At 71.2% G+C, this 19,472-nt stretch carries 18 protein-coding genes; 2 read left to right on the forward strand and 16 right to left on the reverse strand.

The window, feature by feature from the left end:
- Nucleotides 1-73 precede the first annotated feature (73 nt).
- The 11 genes from OEIGOIKO_RS39985 to OEIGOIKO_RS40035 form a co-directional block, all read right to left on the reverse strand.
- On the reverse strand, nt 74-709 hold the full coding sequence (locus tag OEIGOIKO_RS39985) for a class I SAM-dependent methyltransferase (protein ID WP_246177902.1): 636 nt from the start codon (nt 707-709) through the stop codon (nt 74-76).
- A 64-nt stretch (nt 710-773) separates the two neighbouring features.
- A complete protein-coding gene (locus tag OEIGOIKO_RS39990; RefSeq protein ID WP_125058165.1) occupies nt 774-2,987 on the reverse strand; it encodes a hypothetical protein in 2,214 nt (737 codons plus the stop codon).
- Between the two features lie 80 nt (nt 2,988-3,067).
- On the reverse strand, nt 3,068-3,670 hold the full coding sequence (locus OEIGOIKO_RS39995) for a GNAT family N-acetyltransferase (RefSeq protein WP_125058166.1): 603 nt from the start codon (nt 3,668-3,670) through the stop codon (nt 3,068-3,070).
- A 5-nt stretch (nt 3,671-3,675) separates the two neighbouring features.
- A complete protein-coding gene (gene hisN / locus OEIGOIKO_RS40000; RefSeq protein ID WP_125058167.1) occupies nt 3,676-4,554 on the reverse strand; it encodes a histidinol-phosphatase in 879 nt (292 codons plus the stop codon).
- An 87-nt stretch (nt 4,555-4,641) separates the two neighbouring features.
- Nucleotides 4,642-5,331: a methyltransferase gene (locus tag OEIGOIKO_RS40005; protein ID WP_125058168.1), complete on the reverse strand. Its 690-nt coding sequence runs from the start codon at nt 5,329-5,331 to the stop codon at nt 4,642-4,644.
- 94 nt (nt 5,332-5,425) lie between these two features.
- The gene (locus OEIGOIKO_RS40010) at nt 5,426-6,715 is read right to left on the reverse strand and encodes a DegT/DnrJ/EryC1/StrS aminotransferase family protein (protein WP_125058169.1); all 1,290 of its coding nucleotides are present in this window, start codon (nt 6,713-6,715) and stop codon (nt 5,426-5,428) included.
- 170 nt (nt 6,716-6,885) lie between these two features.
- Entirely contained in the window at nt 6,886-7,887 is a 1,002-nt protein-coding gene (locus tag OEIGOIKO_RS40015) for a Gfo/Idh/MocA family protein (RefSeq protein WP_125058170.1), read from the reverse strand.
- Nucleotides 7,888-7,993: 106 nt separating this feature from the next.
- A complete protein-coding gene (locus OEIGOIKO_RS40020) occupies nt 7,994-8,524 on the reverse strand; it encodes an NUDIX hydrolase (protein ID WP_246177904.1) in 531 nt (176 codons plus the stop codon).
- Nucleotides 8,517-9,920, reverse strand: coding sequence for a M20/M25/M40 family metallo-hydrolase (locus tag OEIGOIKO_RS40025; RefSeq protein ID WP_125058171.1), 1,404 nt, complete (start codon nt 9,918-9,920; stop codon nt 8,517-8,519). The genes OEIGOIKO_RS40020 and OEIGOIKO_RS40025 overlap by 8 nt, the downstream gene beginning before the upstream one ends.
- A gap of 854 nt (nt 9,921-10,774) precedes the next feature.
- On the reverse strand, nt 10,775-11,041 hold the full coding sequence (locus tag OEIGOIKO_RS40030) for a hypothetical protein (protein ID WP_246177907.1): 267 nt from the start codon (nt 11,039-11,041) through the stop codon (nt 10,775-10,777).
- 78 nt (nt 11,042-11,119) lie between these two features.
- Complete coding sequence (locus tag OEIGOIKO_RS40035; RefSeq protein ID WP_125058172.1) at nt 11,120-11,677, reverse strand: heme-binding beta-barrel domain-containing protein; 558 nt, start codon at nt 11,675-11,677, stop codon at nt 11,120-11,122.
- A gap of 552 nt (nt 11,678-12,229) precedes the next feature.
- Between OEIGOIKO_RS40035 and OEIGOIKO_RS40040 the strand changes: the two genes are divergently transcribed.
- The gene (locus OEIGOIKO_RS40040; protein ID WP_125058173.1) at nt 12,230-12,790 is read left to right on the forward strand and encodes a GNAT family N-acetyltransferase; all 561 of its coding nucleotides are present in this window, start codon (nt 12,230-12,232) and stop codon (nt 12,788-12,790) included.
- 85 nt (nt 12,791-12,875) lie between these two features.
- On the opposite strand, the gene exaC is transcribed toward OEIGOIKO_RS40040, so the two are convergent.
- The 5 genes from exaC to OEIGOIKO_RS40065 all read right to left on the reverse strand — a co-directional run bounded on the left by exaC (nt 12,876) and on the right by OEIGOIKO_RS40065 (nt 18,359).
- Nucleotides 12,876-14,399 (reverse strand): acetaldehyde dehydrogenase ExaC, encoded by a 1,524-nt coding sequence (gene exaC / locus OEIGOIKO_RS40045; RefSeq protein WP_125058174.1) that lies wholly within the window; start codon nt 14,397-14,399, stop codon nt 12,876-12,878.
- Entirely contained in the window at nt 14,360-15,775 is a 1,416-nt protein-coding gene (locus tag OEIGOIKO_RS40050; RefSeq protein ID WP_125058175.1) for a helix-turn-helix domain-containing protein, read from the reverse strand. The genes exaC and OEIGOIKO_RS40050 overlap by 40 nt, the downstream gene beginning before the upstream one ends.
- A 156-nt stretch (nt 15,776-15,931) precedes the next feature.
- Complete coding sequence (locus tag OEIGOIKO_RS40055) at nt 15,932-16,849, reverse strand: hypothetical protein (RefSeq protein WP_125058176.1); 918 nt, start codon at nt 16,847-16,849, stop codon at nt 15,932-15,934.
- Nucleotides 16,846-17,847 carry a DUF6114 domain-containing protein gene (locus OEIGOIKO_RS40060; protein ID WP_125058177.1) on the reverse strand — a complete coding sequence of 334 codons (1,002 nt, stop codon included), beginning with the start codon at nt 17,845-17,847 and terminating at the stop codon, nt 16,846-16,848. The genes OEIGOIKO_RS40055 and OEIGOIKO_RS40060 overlap by 4 nt, the downstream gene beginning before the upstream one ends.
- Nucleotides 17,838-18,359 carry a DUF6230 family protein gene (locus tag OEIGOIKO_RS40065; protein WP_371859041.1) on the reverse strand — a complete coding sequence of 174 codons (522 nt, stop codon included), beginning with the start codon at nt 18,357-18,359 and terminating at the stop codon, nt 17,838-17,840. Before OEIGOIKO_RS40065 ends, OEIGOIKO_RS40060 begins: the two co-directional genes overlap by 10 nt.
- Before the next feature lie 257 nt (nt 18,360-18,616).
- Between OEIGOIKO_RS40065 and OEIGOIKO_RS40070 the strand changes: the two genes are divergently transcribed.
- Nucleotides 18,617-19,276: a TetR/AcrR family transcriptional regulator gene (locus tag OEIGOIKO_RS40070; RefSeq protein WP_125058179.1), complete on the forward strand. Its 660-nt coding sequence runs from the start codon at nt 18,617-18,619 to the stop codon at nt 19,274-19,276.
- Nucleotides 19,277-19,472: the final 196 nt, after the last annotated feature.

A 19,472-nucleotide genomic window follows, 5' to 3' on the forward strand; every position in this document is an offset into this window, starting at 1 on the left:
GGGGGAAGTGGGCAGCGCCGGCGTCCGGAGCGCCCCCACTGCCGACAACCACCGACAACACCCCACCGGTCCATCACTCCGGCACCGCAAGGCCGATCATGAAGGGGGCGGTCGGCGCCGGGTTGCGTCCCGGTGGAAAACGGAAGTGGCGTACGTGCTTCATGGTGAAGCCGGCTCCCGGAATGGCGCGGTCCGTCCGGCGGCTCACCCGGCACCCGCCCGAGATGTGCGGCCACACGAGATCCACCGCGCACTGGTAGGCGGCGAACCCCCGGGAGCGCGAGCGGATGTGCTCGTAGAAGCAGAGACGTCCGCCGGGGCGCAGCACCCGTCGGATCTCGGCGAGCGCGGTCGGCAGATCGCGCACCGAGCACAGCACCAGCGAGCAGACGACCGTGTCGTACGACGCGTCCCCGGCGGGCAGCCGTTCGGCGACACCGTCGGACACGGTCACCGGTACACGGGCCTTGGGCGCTGCCTCCCGCGCCAGCTCGCGCAGAGTTTCTTCCGGTTCCAGTGCCACGACCTCGGTGACGGTGTCCGGGTAGTGGGGGAAGTTCAGGCCGTGTCCGGCACCGATCTCCAGGACTCGGCCGGTGGCGGGGGCGAGCGACTCGGCGCGGTGTTCCTGGGCGCCGTGTTCCTCCGCCCAGGCGGCGAGTTTGGGATACATCCGGGCGAAGCGTGGGTGGTTGACCTCGGTGTTCACTGTCCGTACCTCTGTCTCGGGTCCGACGGGTCAGTTCAAGGGGCGGCGACCGGGGGCGACCGGATCAGCGCACGTACAGGTCACGGCCGGCGAACTGGATCCGGCCCAGGCCCACCGCGTAGAAGCGCAGCAGCATGGTGTGCCGGGCCAGCGGGCGGCCGGTGCTGACGGTCAGACGGGTGCGGGCCGTGCCGCCCGCCGGTACGCGCACCGACTCGTCGTCGAGCCGGAAGCCGAAGCCGTGCGGCTTGCCGTGCGTGATGCGCCCGCCCAGGAGGAGATCCAGTTCCTCGTCGCCGCTGTTGCCGATCTCCACGCCGAGTTCGGTGTCGGTCCCGGGGCGCAGCCGGTTGTCTCCGGTGATGGTCAGTGTCACCGCCTCGTCCTCGGTGTCCTGCACGGCACCGCAGATCGCGCAGCTGATCAGGTAGCGGCGCAGGTGGGGGCGGAGGATGTTGCCGCTGACGTAGCGGTGGAGGGCCTCGCCGCAGTAACGGCACGGATCGTCGGTGCTCTCGGTGCGCTGCACCGTGTAGGTGTGGCGGTACGCCTCGACGAAGTGGTACTCGCGGCTCTCGGTGGCCTGCAGGAGCTTGTCCATGACACCGCGGTCGAGCGCGGCGCACTTCTCCTGGATACGCTCGACGGACCGGCTGAACCGTTCCCACTCGGTCAGCTCGAAGCGTGTGTTGCGCGCTCTGCGGGCCATCGTGGGCAGGTTGTTGACCATGTCGGTCAGCACCGCGCGGCCCTTGTCGAGCTTGATGTCCAGGAACGCCAGGTTCTCGTACCGTTCGAAGGCCCGGGTCAGCCCGTCCAGTTCGGCCCGCGGCGCCGTGGCGCGTACGTCGAGGACGCGGGGCGACTCCTCCGTGAGCAGCGGCCGGTCCTGTACGCCCAGCACCATCATGTCGAGCCCGCCGTCGATCTCCGCGGCGGCCGCGTAGAACGGGGTGCGTCCGCCGAACGGAGTGGCAGGCCGGATGTCCAAGGTGCCGTCGCGGTGCGCCGCGAGGAGGTCCGGGTCGTCCAGCCGGACGCGGCTGTACGTCGGCATGAGGCCGTCGAAGCGGACGGTGGCACGGTCTCGCTCGTACGTGACCGCCGGCACCGGGCTGGTCCGCGGCGCACCGCGGTCGCCGTAGACGGCCTCCGGGTCGCCGATGACGATGACGGCCGGCGCGTCCACGCCCCACCGTTCGAGGTTGTCGTTGACCGCCCGTACGGCGGCGCCGACCGTCAGACCGTCCTCGATCAGGGCGTGGAAGAGCAGGTTCTCGCCGGGGATGCCGTCCTTGAGCAGCGGGCTGGCGACGAAGCAGCCCGCCCAGCCGTCGAGGAACCGGCGGGAGATGGTGAAGCGGTTGTGCTCGCCCATCAGCTGGGTGCCGAACTTCAGTGTCAGGCAGGCGTTGGCGAAAACCACCTGAGCCGTGATGGCGGCGGGGTCGTGCCGCCGCGCGTCCGGGTAGACACAGGTGTCTCCTTGCATGCAGGCGGGCAGCGGCCCGGGCGCGCGCCGGGCCGCCGCCTGCTCCTCCGGGTCGTCGGTCAGACCGCACAGGATGTCGTCGGGGGTGACCCGCAGATAGTCCTCGCTGGCGTGGGCGATGAAGCTCAGCACCCGGCGCAGCACCGTGCCGTCCATGAGGTGCCCGGCGTCGACGGCGTCCGTCGGGTAGACCGTCAGGCGGCCCGACGTCATCGGTTCCTTGCCCTTGAGGAGCCCGGCGAAGAACTCGTCGCGCTCCGCCGGAACGTGCGGATAGACCAGCGTCTTGAACACCAGCTCACTGAGCTTGGCCGGGGTCGGCCCGCACAGGACGCCCGTGTTCACCTCCGGCACCTCCCGGCGGAGCCGGTTCAGCAGCGCGAACTCCAGCACCCGTTCCGGCCCGACGACCGTGAGGTAGCCGCCGGGCGGCAGCTCCAGCGCCGCCTTCACGACCTGGCTCACGGTGTCGGCCCGTACCAGTCGGGCGTCCTTGGCCAGCGCGAACACCAGTGCCGGCGCGCAGAACCCGGCGTCGTCGGTGAGGGCGACGACGAGATGGTCCTCCCGCCCGTCGCGCGCGCAGTCACCGGCTCCCGGAGGGACGGCGCCGTCGGCCCGGGCAGGTACTGCGACCGTTTCCAGGCCGAGGCGCGCCGCGATCCGGCGGGGCCACACGTGCTTCCCGGCCGGGTCGAACACGGGCAGGTACCGCGCACCGCGGCCGTGCTGAGCGAACGCGTACTCCAGATAGTCGCCGAGCGTCGTGGCGAGCCCTATGGTCACGTCTTCCAGCCCTTCTCGTCTCCGCGTTCCGGTGGCCGGGCCGCGCGGCACCGACCGGCATCGTCGGGGGCAGCCCTGGCTCAGGCGCCCGGCTTACGGGTCATGGCCCAGGTGCGCGGGCCGCCGCCCGGGAGCGGGTAGTCGGCCGTCACCTCGAAGCCGAGGCGCTCGTAGAAGCGCACGTTGCGTTCGTCGGAGGTCTCCAGGAAGGCGGGTACACCGGCCTGTTCGGCGGCTTCCAGGCCGGGCCGGATCACCGCGCCGCCCAGTCCCTGCCCCTGGCGGCCGGGGTCGACGCCGACGGAGCCGAGGAACCACACGGGTTCGGTGGGCCGGTGGGGCCCCATGGCGGCCTCGGCCTGCGCGGAGAAGTCGGCACGGTCCCCGGCGATCTCCGCGAACTGCGGACCGATCTCGGCGAAGACGTTGCCGGCGTCGGCGGTTTCGGGGGTGGTCCAGACGGCCACCGCATCGCCGTCGTCGGCCACCCACACCTTGCCGTGGTCCAGGCCGATGCGGGAGACGAACAGCTCGTTGAAGCGGTGCAGGCGGGCGAGGTGGTCGTCGGCGGCGATGGTGTGGCGGGTGAAGGGGTAGTCGGCGAACGCGCGCTGGAGGGTGCGCAGCGCGCGGGGGAGGTCGTCGCGGGTGGCGGGGCGGACGGCGGGGGTGTTCGAGGTCATGGGTGTCACCAGTTCAGTTGGGCGGGAGAGTGGTCGGAAGTGGTCGAGTGGTCGGAAGTGGTCGAGTGGTCGGGGGTGGTCGAGTGGTCGGGTGCGGTTGGGCGGTGGGTGCCGAGAACCCCGACAGCCAGTTCGTGCAGCTGCGGGTTGGCCGACAACGCGCCGCCTCCGGTGAGGATGTCGCCGCCCGCCAGGTCGGTGCAGCGGCCGCCGGCCTCCTCCACCACCACCCGTACCGCAGCCACGTCCCACGGGCTGACGACAGGCTCGGCGGCGATGTCGACGATTCCCTCGGCCACCATGCAGTGCTGGAGGAAGTCGCCGTACGCCCGGTCTTCCCAACAGGCGTCGGCCAGCCGCAAGTAGGCCGCCCTGGAGTGGAACTCCGGCCAGGTGCACAGGTTGGTGGTGGACAGGTACGCGTCGCCGAGACAGTTCACGCCGGACACGTGAAGGGGGGCCGGCGGCTCGTTGCCGCGCCGTGTCCAGGCGCCGCTGCCCGCGGCGGCCCACCAGCGCTGCCGCAGCGCGGGAGCGCTGACCACGCCCACGGTCGGGCGGCCGTGCTCGACCAGTGCGATCAAGGTCGCCCAGACCGGTACGCCGCGCAGGAAGTTCTTCGTGCCGTCGATCGGGTCGACGATCCACACGCGTGGCCCGTCCGGGGTGCCGCCGTGCTCCTCGCCGAAGAAGGCGTCCGCGGGCAGCCGCTCCTTGAGGGCGGTACGGATGGCGTCCTCGACACTGAGGTCGGCGTCGGTGACGGGGGTACGGTCGGGCTTCTGGTCGATACGCAGGTCGCGGGAGCGGAAACGGGCACCGGTGATGGCGTCGGCGAGGTCTGCGAGATCGAGGGCGACGTCCAGGTCACCCGGGCTGGGCATATCGGTGTCTCCTTGGGATGGGCGGTGGGGCGCCCGGGCCCGGCCGCCGCGCGGGGCGGCCGGGGCACGCGGGCCGGGATCCGGGGGCTACTTCTGGTGCAGCTCCAACAGGTGGTACTCCATGACCCGCACCACCTCGATACGACGGATGCGGCGCAGCAGCTCCACCCGCATGCCGGCGTCCTCGGCGAACCGGTCGAGCATCTCGCGGTCCCCGAGGTCGGCGGTGCCGATGAACAGCCGCCCGCCGTCGGCCAGATGTCCGCGCGCCCCGGCCAGGTAGCGGGCCTGGCCCTTGTAGCCCGGGTCGAACACGGCGTGATGCAGGTGGCTCTTGAGGCTGAAGTCGTCCTCCACGAACGTCCACGGTACGTTCCAGAAGATCGCGTCGAAGCGGTCCTCGGGGGTCAGGGCGTCGTACAGGTCACTGTGCAGGGCGCGTACCTTGTCGGCGACCTGGTGCCGACGCGCGTTGGCCTCGGTGTTGGCCACCGCCTTCTCGTTAATGTCCAGCGCGGTGACCTGCACGCAGCCGGAGAGCGCGGCGGTGACGGAGATGACGCCCGTGCCGCAGCCCACCTCCAGGAACGAGCCGCCCTTCGGGTACGGCAGGGCCGAGGCCATCACCTCGGTCGCCGCGGTGATGGTGCCGGGGAACACGTCGCGGTGCAGGTCCCACTCCCGGCCGAGCAGGGTGAACGAGTCGGGCAGATCGTCGCCCTCCATCGCCCGGTTGAGTACGGCCTCGGCGGCTTCGGGGGATTCCTTGACAGCCATGGTTCCTCTCCAGTCCTCATGTCGGTCGTGCGGGTGGGGCGGGGTGGAGCGGGGCGGGGCCGGCCCCTGGCCCGTACGGTGGGCCGGGCGCTCGTCAGCCGTCGTCGCGCGCGTGCCCGGCGAGCGCGTCGCGGTGGCGGCCGATCTTCTGGAACGCCTCGATGTAGGCGTCGATCAGCTCCTTGTCGGCGGGCCAGTCGTTGAAGGTCGGCAGGGACAGCGCCTGCTGCTCGACGCGCTCGGCAGCGGTGCCGGGGGCGGCCACGTTGGCGTGCTTGGGGGTGCCCGGGAAGAGCGGGCTCTCGGCCGACGCGTACAACGGCAGGGTGGACAGCCGGGGGCCGGACGGCGCGCCGATCTCCATGCCCTCGGCCCGCAGTGCGGTGATGAGCTGCTTGCGGGTGACGCCCGGCAGCGCCTCGGGCAGGAACAGCGGCTTGTAGCCGTACCAGGCCCCCATGTCGACGTCCTCGCCGACGTGTACGGGCTCGATGTAGTCGACCTCCGCCAGCCGCTCCCCGAAGTAGCGCAGGGCGCTGTGCCGGGCCTCCTTGCGCTCGGGGAACGCGGCGAGGGAGTGCAGGGCGACGATGGCGTTGAACGGCGACATGCGCAGTTTCAGCCCGAACCCGGTCACCCAGTGATCGCGCAGCGCCGCGTCGGTGATCTCCTCGCGGCAGCGGTCACGGTAGTGCCCGAGCAGGGTGGCCCGGTCGTGCACCCCCGCGTCGTTGGTGACGAGGATGCCGCCCTCGCCGGCGAAGACGGCCTTGTTCGCCTGAAGGGAGAAGACCGCCGCGTCGCCGAAGGTGCCGCACAGGCGGCCCTTGTAGCGGCTGCCGTGGGCGTGTGAACAGTCCTCCAGGACGCGCAGGCCGTGCCGCTCGGCGATGCGCATGACCGCGTCCATGTCGCAGGGGTGACCCCACTGGTGGACGACGGTGACGACCTTCGTCCGCTCGGTGATCGCCGCTTCCAGGGCCTGCGGGTCGATGCCCCGGGTCAGCGGGTCGATGTCGGCGAGGACGACCTCGCCACGCAGCGCGTGGACCGGGCTCAGCGCCGCGTGGTACGTGAGCGCCGGGCCGACGACCTCGACGTCTTCCCGCACCCCGAGGGCGAAGTAGGCGGCGAACAGGGCGCTGGTCCCGGAGTTGAAGGTGACCGCCCAGCGGACCTGGTCGTCGAGGAAGGCGCGGAAGGCGTCCTCCAGCTCGCGGACCGGGCCGCTGCTGCCCCGGATGGAGATGTCGTCGTTCCGCTGCGCTGCCAGGGCGGTGAGTTCGGCCTCTTCGGCGCGGGGCGGCCAGATCTCGTGCGGGAGCGGCCGGGTGATGGCCGGGGTGCCGCCCAGCAGGGCGAGGCGTTCGCCGGTGGAAGTCACGGGGTCCTCTGTCTCTCGGTCGGGAAGCGGTCGTACGGGCGCAGGACGGCCTGGGGCCAGGGCCCGGGGCTGGGGAAGCGGCGGCCGGCAGGGCGTCGCGGGGTGGTGGCGAAGGCGCGTACCGGCGGTGTACGAAGGCGGCCGGGGGCAGCGGCCCCGGCGGCCGCGGGTCAGGCGGGGACGGCCTGGCCGGGGGCGGTCAGTGGTGGCCCGGCTTCCACGGCGGTGCGGGTGTCGGCGGGCCGGTCGCGGTAGATGCGGTCGAGCAGCCGTACCGCGGAGAGCTGCCGCCGGACGTGCGTGGTGCGGTAGTCGCGGTCGTCCAGATGCCGGAAGTAGTGGGCGAACATGGCGTTCACGGCCGCGCCCTTGGGCTGCTCGGACACCAGGCGGTACGCGACATCGCCGTCCGGGGAGTGCAGCGCCGCTTCGGTGGGCGTGACGTTCAGGGCGCCCTCGGTGCCCAGGATCGTCAGTTTCTCGACCTTCTCCAGGTTGTGCCGCGAGATCCGCAGCGAGCCCGCGAAGTCCAGCCCCGGATAACTGAACTGCACGCTGGCCAGATCCTCCAGGCGCCGTTCGCGCATCTCCGCGTAGCGGTGCAGGAAGGTGGAGCGCACCTCGGCCGGGGCCGGGAACAGGCCGCTGAGCACGTCGAGGAGGTGGTAACCCATGTCGAGCAGGACGCCGCCCAGCGCGAGATCGCTGGTGGCGCGCCAGCCGCTGGTCGGGGTGGGCAGGTTCAGGTGGTAGTCGTACGAGAACCAGTACGGCCTGCCGATCTCCGCCAGCTGCTCTCGGGCGAACGCGAACACCGGGTTGAAGCCGCGCTGGACGAGGGTGAAGGCACTGCGGTCCGCGTCGTCCACCAGCTTGACCAGTTCCCGGGCCTGCGCCTCGGTGACGGCGAAAGGCTTCTCCTTCAGGACGTGCTTGCCGGCGCGCAGCAGATCGCAGCAGATCGCGAAGTGCGCGTGGTGCGGAACGGTCACCACGGCGGTGTCGAAGTCGGCGGACCGCAGGGCCTCGCCGAGGCTGCCGTAGAGCGGGAAGTCCCACTGCCGGGCCAGCGCCGCGGCGTCCCCCGAGGGGTCGACGCCGCCGGCGATGTCGGTGTGCCGCCGGACGATCGGTAGGTACTCCTGCCCCTGGTGTCCGGCGAATCCGATCACCAACGAACGACATCGGGGGCGACTGCTCGGTTCAACCACGTGTGTCACGCGCTCTTCCCTTTCTGACCCGATTGCGGACGTACGTGCGTCACTGGACCGGCGACCGTCACAGCGTGTCGCTGATGTCCTTCCGGTGGGGTGCCGGTGTCCGGGCGAGCCAGGTGTGTGCCGCGGTCACCGCGTCCCGGACGAAGGTGCTGCCGCTGCGCCGGACGCTGTCGTCGAGGAGGGCGAGGTCGTGCGGTCCCACCCAGGCGCAGCGCGGGTGCTTGTCCCGTTCCAGGCGCGGGGCGGTGAGGTCGCCGACGGCCTCGACCAGGTAGTCGATCTCGGTGCGGGTGCCGTCGTCGGCGTCCCACTGCCCCTCGGCCACCCGGTGCAGGACCCGGCCGAGGTGCCATCCGGTCTCCTCCGTCAGCTCGCGGGCGAGCGCCTCAAGGGGGCTCTCGTCCGGCTCGACGTGGCCGCCGACCACGTCCCAGCAGCCGGGAAAGAGCCGGCGGTCCAAGGAGCGCTGCTGGAGGAAGACGCGGTCCCGGCTGTCGACGATCAGAGCGCCGACCACCAGCTTTCCGGCGGCTCGCGGGCGACCGGCGGGGGCCGGTGCCGGCCGGCCGTCCACCGCCCGCTCAGTCACGGTCGCGCGCCGCACGGTCGGTGCGCGCCACCGCCGTGCCGGCGAAGTGGTCCAGCGTCCGGACGAAGGCGTCGCCGTGCTTGCGTGCCGCGGTGGCGTTGAAGCTGCCCGCGTTGTCGCACACCTGGTGGTAGCAGGGGTCGAACGGCTGGCCGGCCGTGCCGCCCCACAGGCGGGCCTGCTCGGCGGTCTTCAGCTCGAAGGACCCGCCGTTGAGGCCGCCGGCCGGAATGCCGGCCTTCATGAAGGGGGCGTAGTCGGACCGGCCGTCCAGCTTCCAGGTCTGCGCCACCTCGCCGGCCTCGGCGAAGGCGCGGGTCAAGCGGTCCGCGATGTCGGCCGAGCCGTTCGGCGGCGTGATGCCTCCCTCGGGGTCGGCGTTCTTCCCGTCCATGGTGAACAGCCCGGAGTTCGGGCCGCCGATCATCTCCAGGTTGAGGTAGGCGGCGACGCGCTTGCGCTGCGCCGGGGTGAGCCGGTCCACGAAGTACTGCGAGCCGAGCATGTCGAACTCCTCGGCGCCCCAGAAGGCGAAGACCAACTGGTTCTTCGGGGCGGGCCGCTGGGCGCCGCGCAGCGCGCTCTCCAGGAGGACGGCGACGGCGGCGCCGTTGTCGTTGATCCCGGCGGTCTCGGGCACCGAGTCGAGGTGGGCGCCGGATATCACCTGGTGTGCCGGATCGCCGGCCCTGGTACGGGCGATGAGGTTCTCGGTGGTGCGCTTCTCGGTGCGCGAGCGGAGGGTGAGGGTGCCGGGCGCGTTCTGCCGGGCGGCTCGGGTCAGGGCCTCGCCGGTCTCCGGCGACACCCCTGAGACGGGGATGCGGGCCCCCGCGGCGTCCTTGAGCCAGCCGTACAGCTCGCCCGCCCGGTCGTTGATCACCACGACCGCGGCGGCTCCGGCCGCGGCGGCGGCCTTGCCCTTGTCGTCCATCGTGCAGCCGCCGTTGCCGACCAGCGCGATCCGTCCGGTGACCGTGGCGCCGTCGTACGAGGCGGGCGCGCAGCCCTGCCGCCGCTCCTCGGGACCTGTCAGCGCCGCGAACCGCGCGGTCAGGCCCTTCGCGGGGGTCGAGGGAGAGTACTTGGCCACGATGACGGGCACCGGCTTCCCGCCGGGCAGGGTGAGCCGTTCCGTGAGGACCTGGGTGAAGAGGAAGCCGAAGGGCTGCCGCTCGACCTCGTAACCCGCCTTCTTCAGCCGCTGTTCGACATAGTCGAGGGACTCCGCGTAACCGTTGGTCCCGGAGGCGCGGTTGCCGCCGTTACGGTCGGCTATGCGCTGGAGCGCATCGACATGGGCACGTACCCCGCTGTCCGTGAGAGACGCCGGCGCCGTGTCCGCCCGAGCCGGCACCTGTGCCAGCAGGAGCGCGGACAGGACAGCGACCGACACGGCAGCAGTCGTCGGCGTACGGAAACCCACTTCTTTTCCCCCTGTTGTGTGCCGTCCCGGGTGTGTTCCACCGGGGCGATGGGTGCGAAGCGCTTCCCGTGGCGGATGCGTGGCACGGGAGAAGCACTGGCCGGTTCGGTGCGGCAGCGGGCATGCGAGCCCCTGCACACCGATGCGAAGGAAGCGCGGAGTGTCAGGAGTGACGCCCCGGCTTGAACGTGTCTCAGGTAATAACAAGTCATTGCGACTTTGCAAGCCCTTGGCGATCTAAGGGCGGGTTGCGAGGGCTGATGGCCAACAATTCAGGCCAACGGCCGCCGGTTCGCCATCACGTCGCCGACCTGCAACGTTACGGGTTTCGGAGGCGCCACCCGGCGGACTCTCACGGTTGCTGGCATGGCTGGATGCGAGCGGTCCGTTTATCTCCGCACCTTGCCGGAACTTTGCCTTGCCTGCGGTTGAGCCGACTTCCGCGAACGGAAATTTCCCGTTGAACTTTTTCCGCTTCAGCGATGCTTACCAGCCAAATGCGCCACGCCCTGGAACCCCGCGTTCCAGGGGTGGGTAGCTCTGCGTATCCGCGACACCTAGGCGTTTGACGGCGCGTATCCGGCTCGAACTCACGGCGGAAAACCCGCCCGGCGGAAAGCTCAGGCCGGCACCCCGGCAACGTGCCGGCCCCGCTCGGAGCGGGTGCGCGGCTCATCGACTGCCGACGACCGCCCGACAAGTGGGCCACCGCGCAGCAACTCGTCAGTCGGATGCCGGCGGTGTCCTCGGTGCGCGGAACAGGCAGCCGATCGCGGCGGCGAGAACGATGAGGCCGACGGCGACGAGCGAGGCGGACAGGCCGTTCATGAAGGCGGTCTCGACGCCGTCTGCCAGGGCCGCGCCCCGGGCACCGAGCGATCGGCGACGTGCAGGCCCGCCCCGGCGGAGTCGCGTGCGGCCTCGGCGGCGTCAGCGGGAAGCTGGTCGGGAGGGGCGGGCAGGTTGGAGCGGTAGTGGCTGCCGTAGATCGGTCCCATGAGGGCGATGCCGACGGCCGAGCCGACGTCGAGCCGGGAGATGACGAACAGGCCGGCGCTCAGCAGCAGGCCGACGGTCGTGGTGGCCTTCATCCCGACCCGTCGCACCAGGTGAGGGGTGGCCTGCGAGGTGAGAGCGTCTCGGCGCCCGCCCACCCGGTCAAAGACGCCCTACGCGCCCGGCCGGCACCGGAACAGCCGTGCCGACAGGTGGTGCTGCAGCGGGTGGCCCACTGCCGCGAGGTCGTGGACGAAGTCGAGCGTGTCCTCGACGGTCAGGGCGTAGCGGCGGCGGGTCGCGGTGACCTCCTTGGCCGTCGGGGTGCGGGCCACCTCCTGGGTGGTGAGGTCGACGGTGCCGTCACCCGTGTGGCCGACCGAGATCTCCGCGATGCCGGTGGGCTGCGTGATCAGGGCTTCCACCCGCCCCTCGGGCTGGAGCCGCCACCACCCGCTCTCCCGGGCCGACGGCCGCAGCGGAGCGCCGTCCGCGTCGAGCAGCCAGGCGCGAGCCTCGTACCGCAGGAAGGGACGTCCGTCGTGGCTGAAGGTCACCTCCTGCGCATACGTGAACTCCTCGGCCAGCGTCGGGTACTCGCCCCGCCCCTGGCCGGTCCAGGTACCCAGCAAGCCGGTGACCGGCGCGAGCAGCGGGTGCGGCGCGGGTGCTTCGTCCGGCCGACGGGCATCCGGGTACGGGCGTTCGCGGGCGGGATCAAGGTCGAACATGGCGCGCTCCTGAGTACGGGCCGGTGCCGGATGGCAGCTTAGGGCTTGCAGAGGAACATGGTGGGGAACATTGTGTGGCTTCCGACCCTGTGGCTCGGTGTTCCGGTACAGGCATACCGAGTGAGGACAAGGGAAAACTCGTCGTGACGTTCGAGGGCTTCCCGCATCTGGACGAGCAGCATCGGCGGCAGCCGGCCAACGGATGATGCCCCGTGCCCGGTACTCGCCACTCGCCGTGTCACGAGGCCGAGCGCGAATGACAGTCCGACGTGCAGGGCACCCAGAACAGGGTTGGCAGAGCCATGCTCAGGACCTGTGGATCGGCCTCGGGAGACGTACCTTCCCGGGTGATTGATCGACAGGTCATCGAACCCAGCAGTGGTGGCGGGCCGTGAACGCACCCCACCTCGTCGCACTGGTCCGTGCCGGGGCCCGCTTCGAGCGGGGCAACCTGGCCGAGCGATCCGCCGGCCATGCGGCGTGATCGCCACCGGCTCCCGCCGGCCGGAAAACCGGTGGCGAACCCGGCCGGCCCGCGGTGAAGATCGCGGCATGTCCCACTTCCTGGAGACCGGCCGGCTCATCCTGCGCGCGTTCACGACGGCCGACACCGGTCACCTGCTCGCCCTGGACAACGATCCCGAGGTCATGCGCTTCATCAACGGTGGCCGCCCCACCAGCCGCGAGGCGATCGAGACGCGGGTCCTGCCGCGACTGATGCACGACTACCCGTGCTGGAAGACCCGCGGCTACTGGGCCGCGCAGGAGAAGGCCACCGGCACCTTCCTGGGCTGGTTCGAGTTCCGGCCGCTGGACGAGCACAGCCCCGCCGTGGTCGAACTCGGCTACCGGTTGGACCAGGCGGCATGGGGGCGCGGCTACGCCGCCGAGGGGTCCCGGGCCCTGATCCGCAAGGGGTTCACGGACCTGGAGGTCGAGCGGGTCACGGCGAACACGATGGCCGTCAACACCCGTTCCCGTCGCGTCATGGAGAAGTCGGGCCTGTCCTTCGTCCGGAACTTCACCGGGGACTGGCCGGAGGCCATCGAAGGCTCCGAACATGGTGAAGTCGAGTACGCACTCACCCGGACCGAATGGGAACGGCCTCGGTAGACGTCAACGGCCCACCCCACGAGTCTGGGCAATTTGTCGAGGCGTGCGGCGTGATGCAGCGGTGTGCCGCCAAGGGTGGAGGCGCTCAGAAGAGCCCGAGCTTCTTCGGGGAGTAGCTGACGAGGAGGTTCTTGGTCGACTGGTAGTGGTCCAGCATCATCTTGTGGGTCTCGCGACCTATGCCGGACTGCTTCATCCCTCCGAAAGCGGCGTGCGCCGGGTAGGCGTGGTAGCAGTTGGTCCAGACGCGGCCGGCCTGGATGGTGCGGCCGGCGCGGTAGGCGGTGTTGGTGTCGCGGGTCCAGACGCCGGCGCCGAGGCCGTAGAGGGTGTCGTTGGCGAGGGTCATGGCGTGGTCGAAGTCGGTGAAGGGGGTGACGGCGACGACCGGACCGAAGATTTCTTCCTGGAAGACGCGCATGTCGTTGGTGCCTTCGAGGATGGTGGGGCGGACGTAGTAGCCGCCTTCCAGTTCGCCGCCGAGTTCGGCGCGGGTGCCGCCGGTGAGGACGCGGGCGCCTTCCTTCTGCCCGATGTCGAGGTAGGAGAGGATTTTTTCGAGCTGGTCGTTGGACGCCTGGGCGCCGATCATCGTGTCGGTGTCCAGGGGGTGGCCCTGCACGATCTGTTCGGTGCGGGCGACGCCGGAGGCCAGGAAGTCCTGGTAGTGGCTCTGCTGGATGAGGGCCCGGGACGGGCAGGTGCAGACTTCGCCCTGGTTGAGGGCGAACATGGTGAAGCCTTCGAGGGCCTTGTCGTAGAAGTCGTCGTCGGCGGCGGAGACGTCGGCGAAGAAGAGGTTGGGGCTCTTGCCGCCCAGTTCGAGGGTGACCGGCTTCAGGTTCTCCGAGGCGTACTGCATGATCAGGCGGCCGGTCGTGGTCTCGCCGGTGAAGGAGATCTTCGCGACGCGCGGGCTGGCGGCGAGAGGCTTGCCGGCCTCCACGCCGAAGCCGTTGACGATGTTGACGACGCCGGGCGGCAGCAGGTCGGCGACCAGGCTCATCCAGTAGTGGATGGAGGCAGGGGTCTGCTCGGCGGGCTTGAGGACGGCGGCGTTGCCCGCGGCGAGGGCGGGAGCCAGCTTCCAGGCGGCCATGAGGACCGGGAAGTTCCAGGGGATGATCTGGGCGACGACGCCGAGCGGCTCGTGGAAGTGGTACGCGACGGTGTCGTCGTCCAGCTGGGAAAGGGTGCCCTCCTGGGCGCGGATCGCGCCGGCGAAGTAGCGGAAGTGGTCGATGGCGAGGGGGAGGTCGGCGGCCAGCGACTCGCGGACGGGCTTGCCGTTCTCCCAGCTCTCGGCGACCGCGAGGGACTGGAGGTTGTCCTCCATACGGTCGGCGATCCTGTTCAGGACGCGGGCGCGTTCGGCCGGCGCGGTACGGCCCCAGGCGGGCGCGGCGGCGTGGGCGGCGTCGAGGGCGCGTTCCACGTCCTCGGCCGTGCCGCGGGCGATCTCGGTGAACGGCTGCCCGGTGACCGGGGTCGGGTTCTCGAAGTACTGCCCCTTCGCGGGCGGTACGTACTCGCCGCCGATCCAGTGGTCGTACCGGCTCCGGTAGGACATCACGGCGTCGGCGGCACCAGGGTTCGCGTAACGGGCCATGAGAGCTCCCCATCGCTGTCGGGTCGGTCGCGGCCCCGCTCCCGCGGCGGGGCGCCGGTGCGCAGGCTAGGGGCGGGGGTGTTGCGGGGACGTTGCGAGGGCGCGGGGAGCGCGTATGCCGCGCGGAGTCGTGTGGCGGTGGAGGCCGGTGCGGTGTCTCCGGGCCGGGCGGTGGCCTCCAGGGCTTCCCAGATCTCCAGGTCGTGTTCGCCCCAGGGGGTGTCCGCCCACAGACGTAACGTTTCCGGAGTGCGGTGGGTGAGGACGGAGCGCCGTAGCCGGTCTTCGAGGAGGGAACGGAGGCGGCGTACGCCGGGGGCTTCGGAGCGGGGGAGGAGAGGGCCGCGGTAGCCGCGGAGCGCGGCCGGCAGGTCGCCGGCGGTCAGGTCCGTCTCCACGGTGTCCGCGTCCGTCTGGACGGCTCTGGTCAGGCGGTACGGGCGCGAATCGAGCAGCGGGCCCACGACGTGACGTAGCCGGGACAGCTCCGCGCGCAGGGTCACCGGGCGGATGTCGCGTTCGCCGTAGAGCAGTGTGGCCAGTCGGTCGCCCGTCAGTCCTTCCGGGTGCCGGGCCAGCAGCAGGACGATTTCGCTGTGCCGGCGGCCGAGCCGCAGCGTCCGGCCGTCGGTGGTGAGGAGGGCCTCGTCCCGGGCGAGCACGGTCAGATGTGCCGTGGGTGCCGGATGTTCAGCGTACTTCGCGCACTTCGCGTATTTCGTGTACGAGGCCAGGTGGGCTTCGGCGGCACGGGCGGTGGCCTGGACGAGGGCCAGGCTGTGCGGGCTGGCGAGGTGGTCCCCGCCGGTGATGTCCACGGCACCCAGCAGCCGGCCCGTCCGCAGGTCGTGCAGGGGCGCCGCCGCGCAGGTCCACTGCTGTACGCGCTTGTTGTAGTGCTCGGTCGCGAAGATCTGTACGGCGTGGTCGGCGGCCAGCGCGGTGCCGGGTGCGTTCGTACCGGCGTGCCGTTCGTCCCAGCGCGCGCCGGGCACGAAGTTCATGCGCTCCGCATGGCGGCGGACGCCTGGGTGGCCTTCGACCCAGAGCATCCGGCCCTGCGGGTCGCAGACGGCGAGGACGTGGGCGCCGTCGTGAGCGATGCTGCCGAGGAGGTCGCGGAAGACGGGCATGGCGCGGGCCAGCGGGTGTCCGTCGCGGTAGGCGCGCAGTTCCGGCTCGTCGAGGTCGATCGGCGCGGGCCCGTCGAGTGTCGCGCGCGCGGACGCCGACCGGCGCCAGGAGTCGGCCACCACCTGGCGTACGGGGTGCGTCACCGGGCCGCCCGCCAGGAACACCTCGTGGGCGTGCCGCAGGCTGCGGGTGCGCTCCGCGGGGTCGGTTCCCGTCTCCATCGCCAGCCAAGGGTTGACCACGTGTCACCTCTCCGTTGCGGTTCCCTGCCCCCGTCGTCCCGTACGCCGATGGTGCTCGTACGGGGCGGGGCAGTAAAGCCCGGGGAAGGCCAGGGCGAAGGAGGTCAGGGCGAGCACGGGGCGATGTCGTGGGCACGGGCCGGGGTGTGCGTGCGGTCAGGCGGGGGCCGGCCTCGTCCCGGGGACGAGGTCCGAGGTGGCCCGCCAATGCGCTTTCGGGAGGCCCACCAGCCCGTACAGCCCGCGGACGGGGGAGCGGCGCGGCAGGAGGAGCGTTCCTGCCACGGCGGCGAAGACCGTGAGGCCGGCGGGGTAGCCGAGGAAGCGGACCAGTGTGCTCGCCAGGAGGGCGCCGGCCAGCGGCAGCCCGTAGAGACCGGCTCCCGCGACGGCCACGGCGAGGAAGCGCGGGACCTTCCGGTCCTGGGCACCGCCCGGCAGGAGCCACCCTTCGGCCAGCCAGCCGATTTCCACCAGCAGCATCGTGCCGATGACGGCTGCGCCGAGGAACAGGAGGGTGAGGAAGGTGCCGGAGGTGAGGAAGCGCAGGACGTTGTTGACGACGCTGTCCTCCGGCCAGGCGCGCAGTGCGGCGCCGTCCGTGGTCAGGAAGCGGCGGTAGCCCTGGCCGTCCCAGCCGTGCACGAGGGTGCCGAAGAGCAGGAAGGAGCCGCCCGCGCAGTTCAGGTACGCCCAGTAGCCCGCGCCGACCAGGCACAGCGCCTGCGCGAGCAGGAAGCCGAGGAGGGTGGCGAGCACGACGCCGCCTGCGTAAAGGAGAGAGAAGCCCGCCCAGACACCGCGGTGCCCGTCGGCGATGTGCATCGTCGACCAGGACGGGTTCTGCCACATCAGGAACAGTCCGGTCGGTACCGGCAGCATCGCCGCGTACAGCAGCGTCAGACACAGGTACGGGTTCGCGGCGCGGCTGACGAGACGCGGGGCGAGCAGTGCGGGCAGTCCGGTGCGGTCGGCGGCGCGGCGTTCGAGGAACTGCAGCTGCCGGGCGGCGGCGAGCGCGAACGTCGAGCCGGTGGCGTACGCCCAGAACAGCGCGGCCGGCAGCCCGATCATGCCGTCCCCGCTCCCGGCCCGGCGTCGAGGGTCAGTCCGTCCGCGACGATCAGGTCGGAGGTGACCAGGGCCTGTTCGGCGTCCACGTCGGTCATGAAGACGAAGGGCGGTACGACGGGTGGCACCGGGAGGGTGTCCGGGGTGAAGGTCAGGCAGATCAGCCCTTCCAGGCAGCCGCTGAACTTGGTGAGGTAGAGCGTCACATCGCCGCTGAGGTCCAGGCTGCGAGCGCCCAGGCTGAGCTGGGGGCCGCCGGCGTCGCGGGTGGTGAGCCGGTAGTCCGTGAGCGAGGCGGCCTTCATCCGGAGGACCATCGCCTTGACCGGCCCGTCGGCCGTCTGCACCTCGGTGACACCGGCCAGCAGGAAGCCCTTCGGTGCGAACATGGTGGTGGTCACCGTCGGCGGGACGGGTGGGGCGGGGATGCCGGGGGCCGCGTGCGCGGGTCCGGTGGGGGTGCCGATGACCGCGATCAGGACGATCGGCAGGGTGACGGCGAGGGTTCTGCTCCGGCCCTTGTCGTCCTTGCCGGACGTGTCTTCGTCCTGCTGCGAGAGGGTTGGGGCGGTCCCCTCGTCCCCGTCACCTCCCTCGTCCCCCTCCGCCTCCTCCCGCAGCGGCGTCCACCCGAACCCCATCGCGCTGCCCGCGATGCCCAGCCCCATCCCCACCAGGAACCCGCCCAGGTTGGTCGCCGCGAAGGACAGGACGGACAGGATCAGCGCGTGCAGACTCACGTAATGGTGCGCGGCCGGGCGCAGCCACAGGAACAGCCCGGCCACGATCAGCGCCAGCCCGATGCCGATCGCGGCCAGTCCGCCCAGGCCGAGGCTGATCAGTACGGTCAGCGGCGACAGCGGTACGAGCAGCAGTTCCGCGCCGCCCAGGATCAGCAGCAGCCCGGCCCAGAACGGCCGGGTCCGCCGCCAGCCGCGGAACGCCGCCCGCCGCTCGGGCCAAGGGAGCCTGGCGGCCGGGCGCCGGGTGGTCAGAAGCACTTCTTGCCGTCCAGGCTCACGTCCAGCCGCAGCCCCTTGAGGCGGAAGTTGCCGCCGGTGGCGGACCACGCGTGGGACCTGACCCCGGCGACCTCGATGTCCCCGGCCTGGAGACCGAACTTGCCCTTCTCGCCCTGGACACCGGGCACCTGGTCGAGGGTGGAGGCGTCCCGCCCGATCTGCGCCGTACCGAAGCGCGCGTCGCCCACCAGGTCCTCGGCGTCGATGACGAGGCTGTCGGCGGTGACCTGCCCGGCGTCGCCGCCCGCGGTCAGTTTGAACACGACGGTGCCCAGCGGCGTCTTGACCTCGGCCGCCTGGCAGATGTCGCTCAGTGTGGCCCTGCCCAGGCCGAGCAGTGCGACGGGGTGGCCCTTGCCGCCCACGTCGCGGTCGGTGTGGACGTAGGAGGCCAGCCCCTGACTGGTCAGCTTGCCCGAGGTGACCTGGAAGTTGGTGCCCGAGACGGCGAACGACGCGGCGAGCGCGCCCTCGGCCATCACCGAGGCCATCGCGCCGACCGCGAGCACCGCGGGGATCGCCGTGACCGCGGTCTTCTTCCAGGAGGTGCGTCCCTGCGGCAACGGCCGCCTTTTCTTGCTCACTGCTTCCTCCCCGGGGCAGCGATGGGACGGCTGCCGGCGCAGCCGTGGACACGTGCGAGCGCGCGAGGGAAGTGCCTGGTGGAGCTGCCACGGGACGAAGCCGCAGGTGGCGTACTTCTGCCATACTGCGGAAAATCCGCGGCAGTTGGAGACTAGGGCTCGAATTGAATAATAGTCAACAGCGCGGACCCGGTGTCCCACGGGTCGCCCGCGTCACCGAGCGTTCGCAGGCACGCCGTGCCGAACTGATCGCCACCGGAAGGAGACTGTTCGCCGACACCTCCTACGACGCCCTGTCCATGGACGACATCGCCCGCCAGGCCGGTGTAGCGAAGGGCCTGATCTACTACTACTTCAAGAACAAGCGCGGCTACTACCTCGCGATCATCGAGGACGCCGTCGCGGAACTGGTCCGGCGCGCCGCGAGCACCCACGACCTGCCGCCCGTGGAGCGGGTCCAGCACACGATCGACGGCTATCTGCGCTACGCCCAGCACCACCAGGCGGCCTACCGCGCCATCGTCACGGGCGGCGTCGGCTTCGACGCGCAGGTGCTCGCGATCCGGGCGGAGGTACGGGAGCGACTGCTCGGCACCATCGCGCACGCCGCCTGGGGCCGCGAGGACATCCCCGCACTGGCCCGTACGGCGTTGGTCGGCTGGCTCTCCAGCGTCGAGGGCGTCACCCTCGAATGGATCGCGCGCCAGGAACTGGACCGGGAGACGGTCGGCTCGCTGCTGGTCCGGGGGCTCGGGGACACCCTGCGGCTGATCGAGGAGTACGAGCCCACCTGCCCGGCGCCCACCCGGCCGTCCGTCTCCTGAGGTGCGCCGGAGTCCGGGATCGTCCCGACGGGGAATCCGTCGGCGAGATTGTCGGCCAGGGGGGCTGCTGCCGGTGAATAGTCGACTTGGATTACCCGGGCAACCGCCGTATCCCTGCGGGTAATTCCTCTGGGGGTGCGGCCCGGACTTTCTTGCCTTGACGCGGTCCCGGCGCAATGGTCGGGACTGCTGGTTG

The sequence above is a fragment of the Streptomyces paromomycinus genome, from assembly GCF_003865155.1.
Taxonomy (GTDB): Bacteria; Actinomycetota; Actinomycetes; order Streptomycetales; family Streptomycetaceae; genus Streptomyces; species Streptomyces chrestomyceticus.

What these genes read in the sequence shown, in the direction of transcription:
- OEIGOIKO_RS39995 (WP_125058166.1), bottom strand. Translation starts at nt 3,670, where the DNA reads ATGACCTCGAACACCCCCGCCGTCCGCCCCGCCACCCGCGACGACCTC.
- OEIGOIKO_RS40055 (WP_125058176.1), bottom strand. Translation starts at nt 16,849, where the DNA reads ATGATCGGGCTGCCGGCCGCGCTGTTCTGGGCGTACGCCACCGGCTCG.
- exaC (WP_125058174.1), bottom strand. Translation starts at nt 14,399, where the DNA reads ATGGCCCGTTACGCGAACCCTGGTGCCGCCGACGCCGTGATGTCCTAC.
- OEIGOIKO_RS40005 (WP_125058168.1), bottom strand. Translation starts at nt 5,331, where the DNA reads ATGGCTGTCAAGGAATCCCCCGAAGCCGCCGAGGCCGTACTCAACCGG.
- OEIGOIKO_RS40065 (WP_371859041.1), bottom strand. Translation starts at nt 18,359, where the DNA reads ATGGCCTCGGTGATGGCCGAGGGCGCGCTCGCCGCGTCGTTCGCCGTC.
- hisN (WP_125058167.1), bottom strand. Translation starts at nt 4,554, where the DNA reads ATGCCCAGCCCGGGTGACCTGGACGTCGCCCTCGATCTCGCAGACCTC.
- OEIGOIKO_RS40035 (WP_125058172.1), bottom strand. Translation starts at nt 11,677, where the DNA reads ATGTTCGACCTTGATCCCGCCCGCGAACGCCCGTACCCGGATGCCCGT.
- OEIGOIKO_RS40040 (WP_125058173.1), top strand. Translation starts at nt 12,230, where the DNA reads ATGTCCCACTTCCTGGAGACCGGCCGGCTCATCCTGCGCGCGTTCACG.
- OEIGOIKO_RS40030 (WP_246177907.1), bottom strand. Translation starts at nt 11,041, where the DNA reads ATGAAGGCCACCACGACCGTCGGCCTGCTGCTGAGCGCCGGCCTGTTC.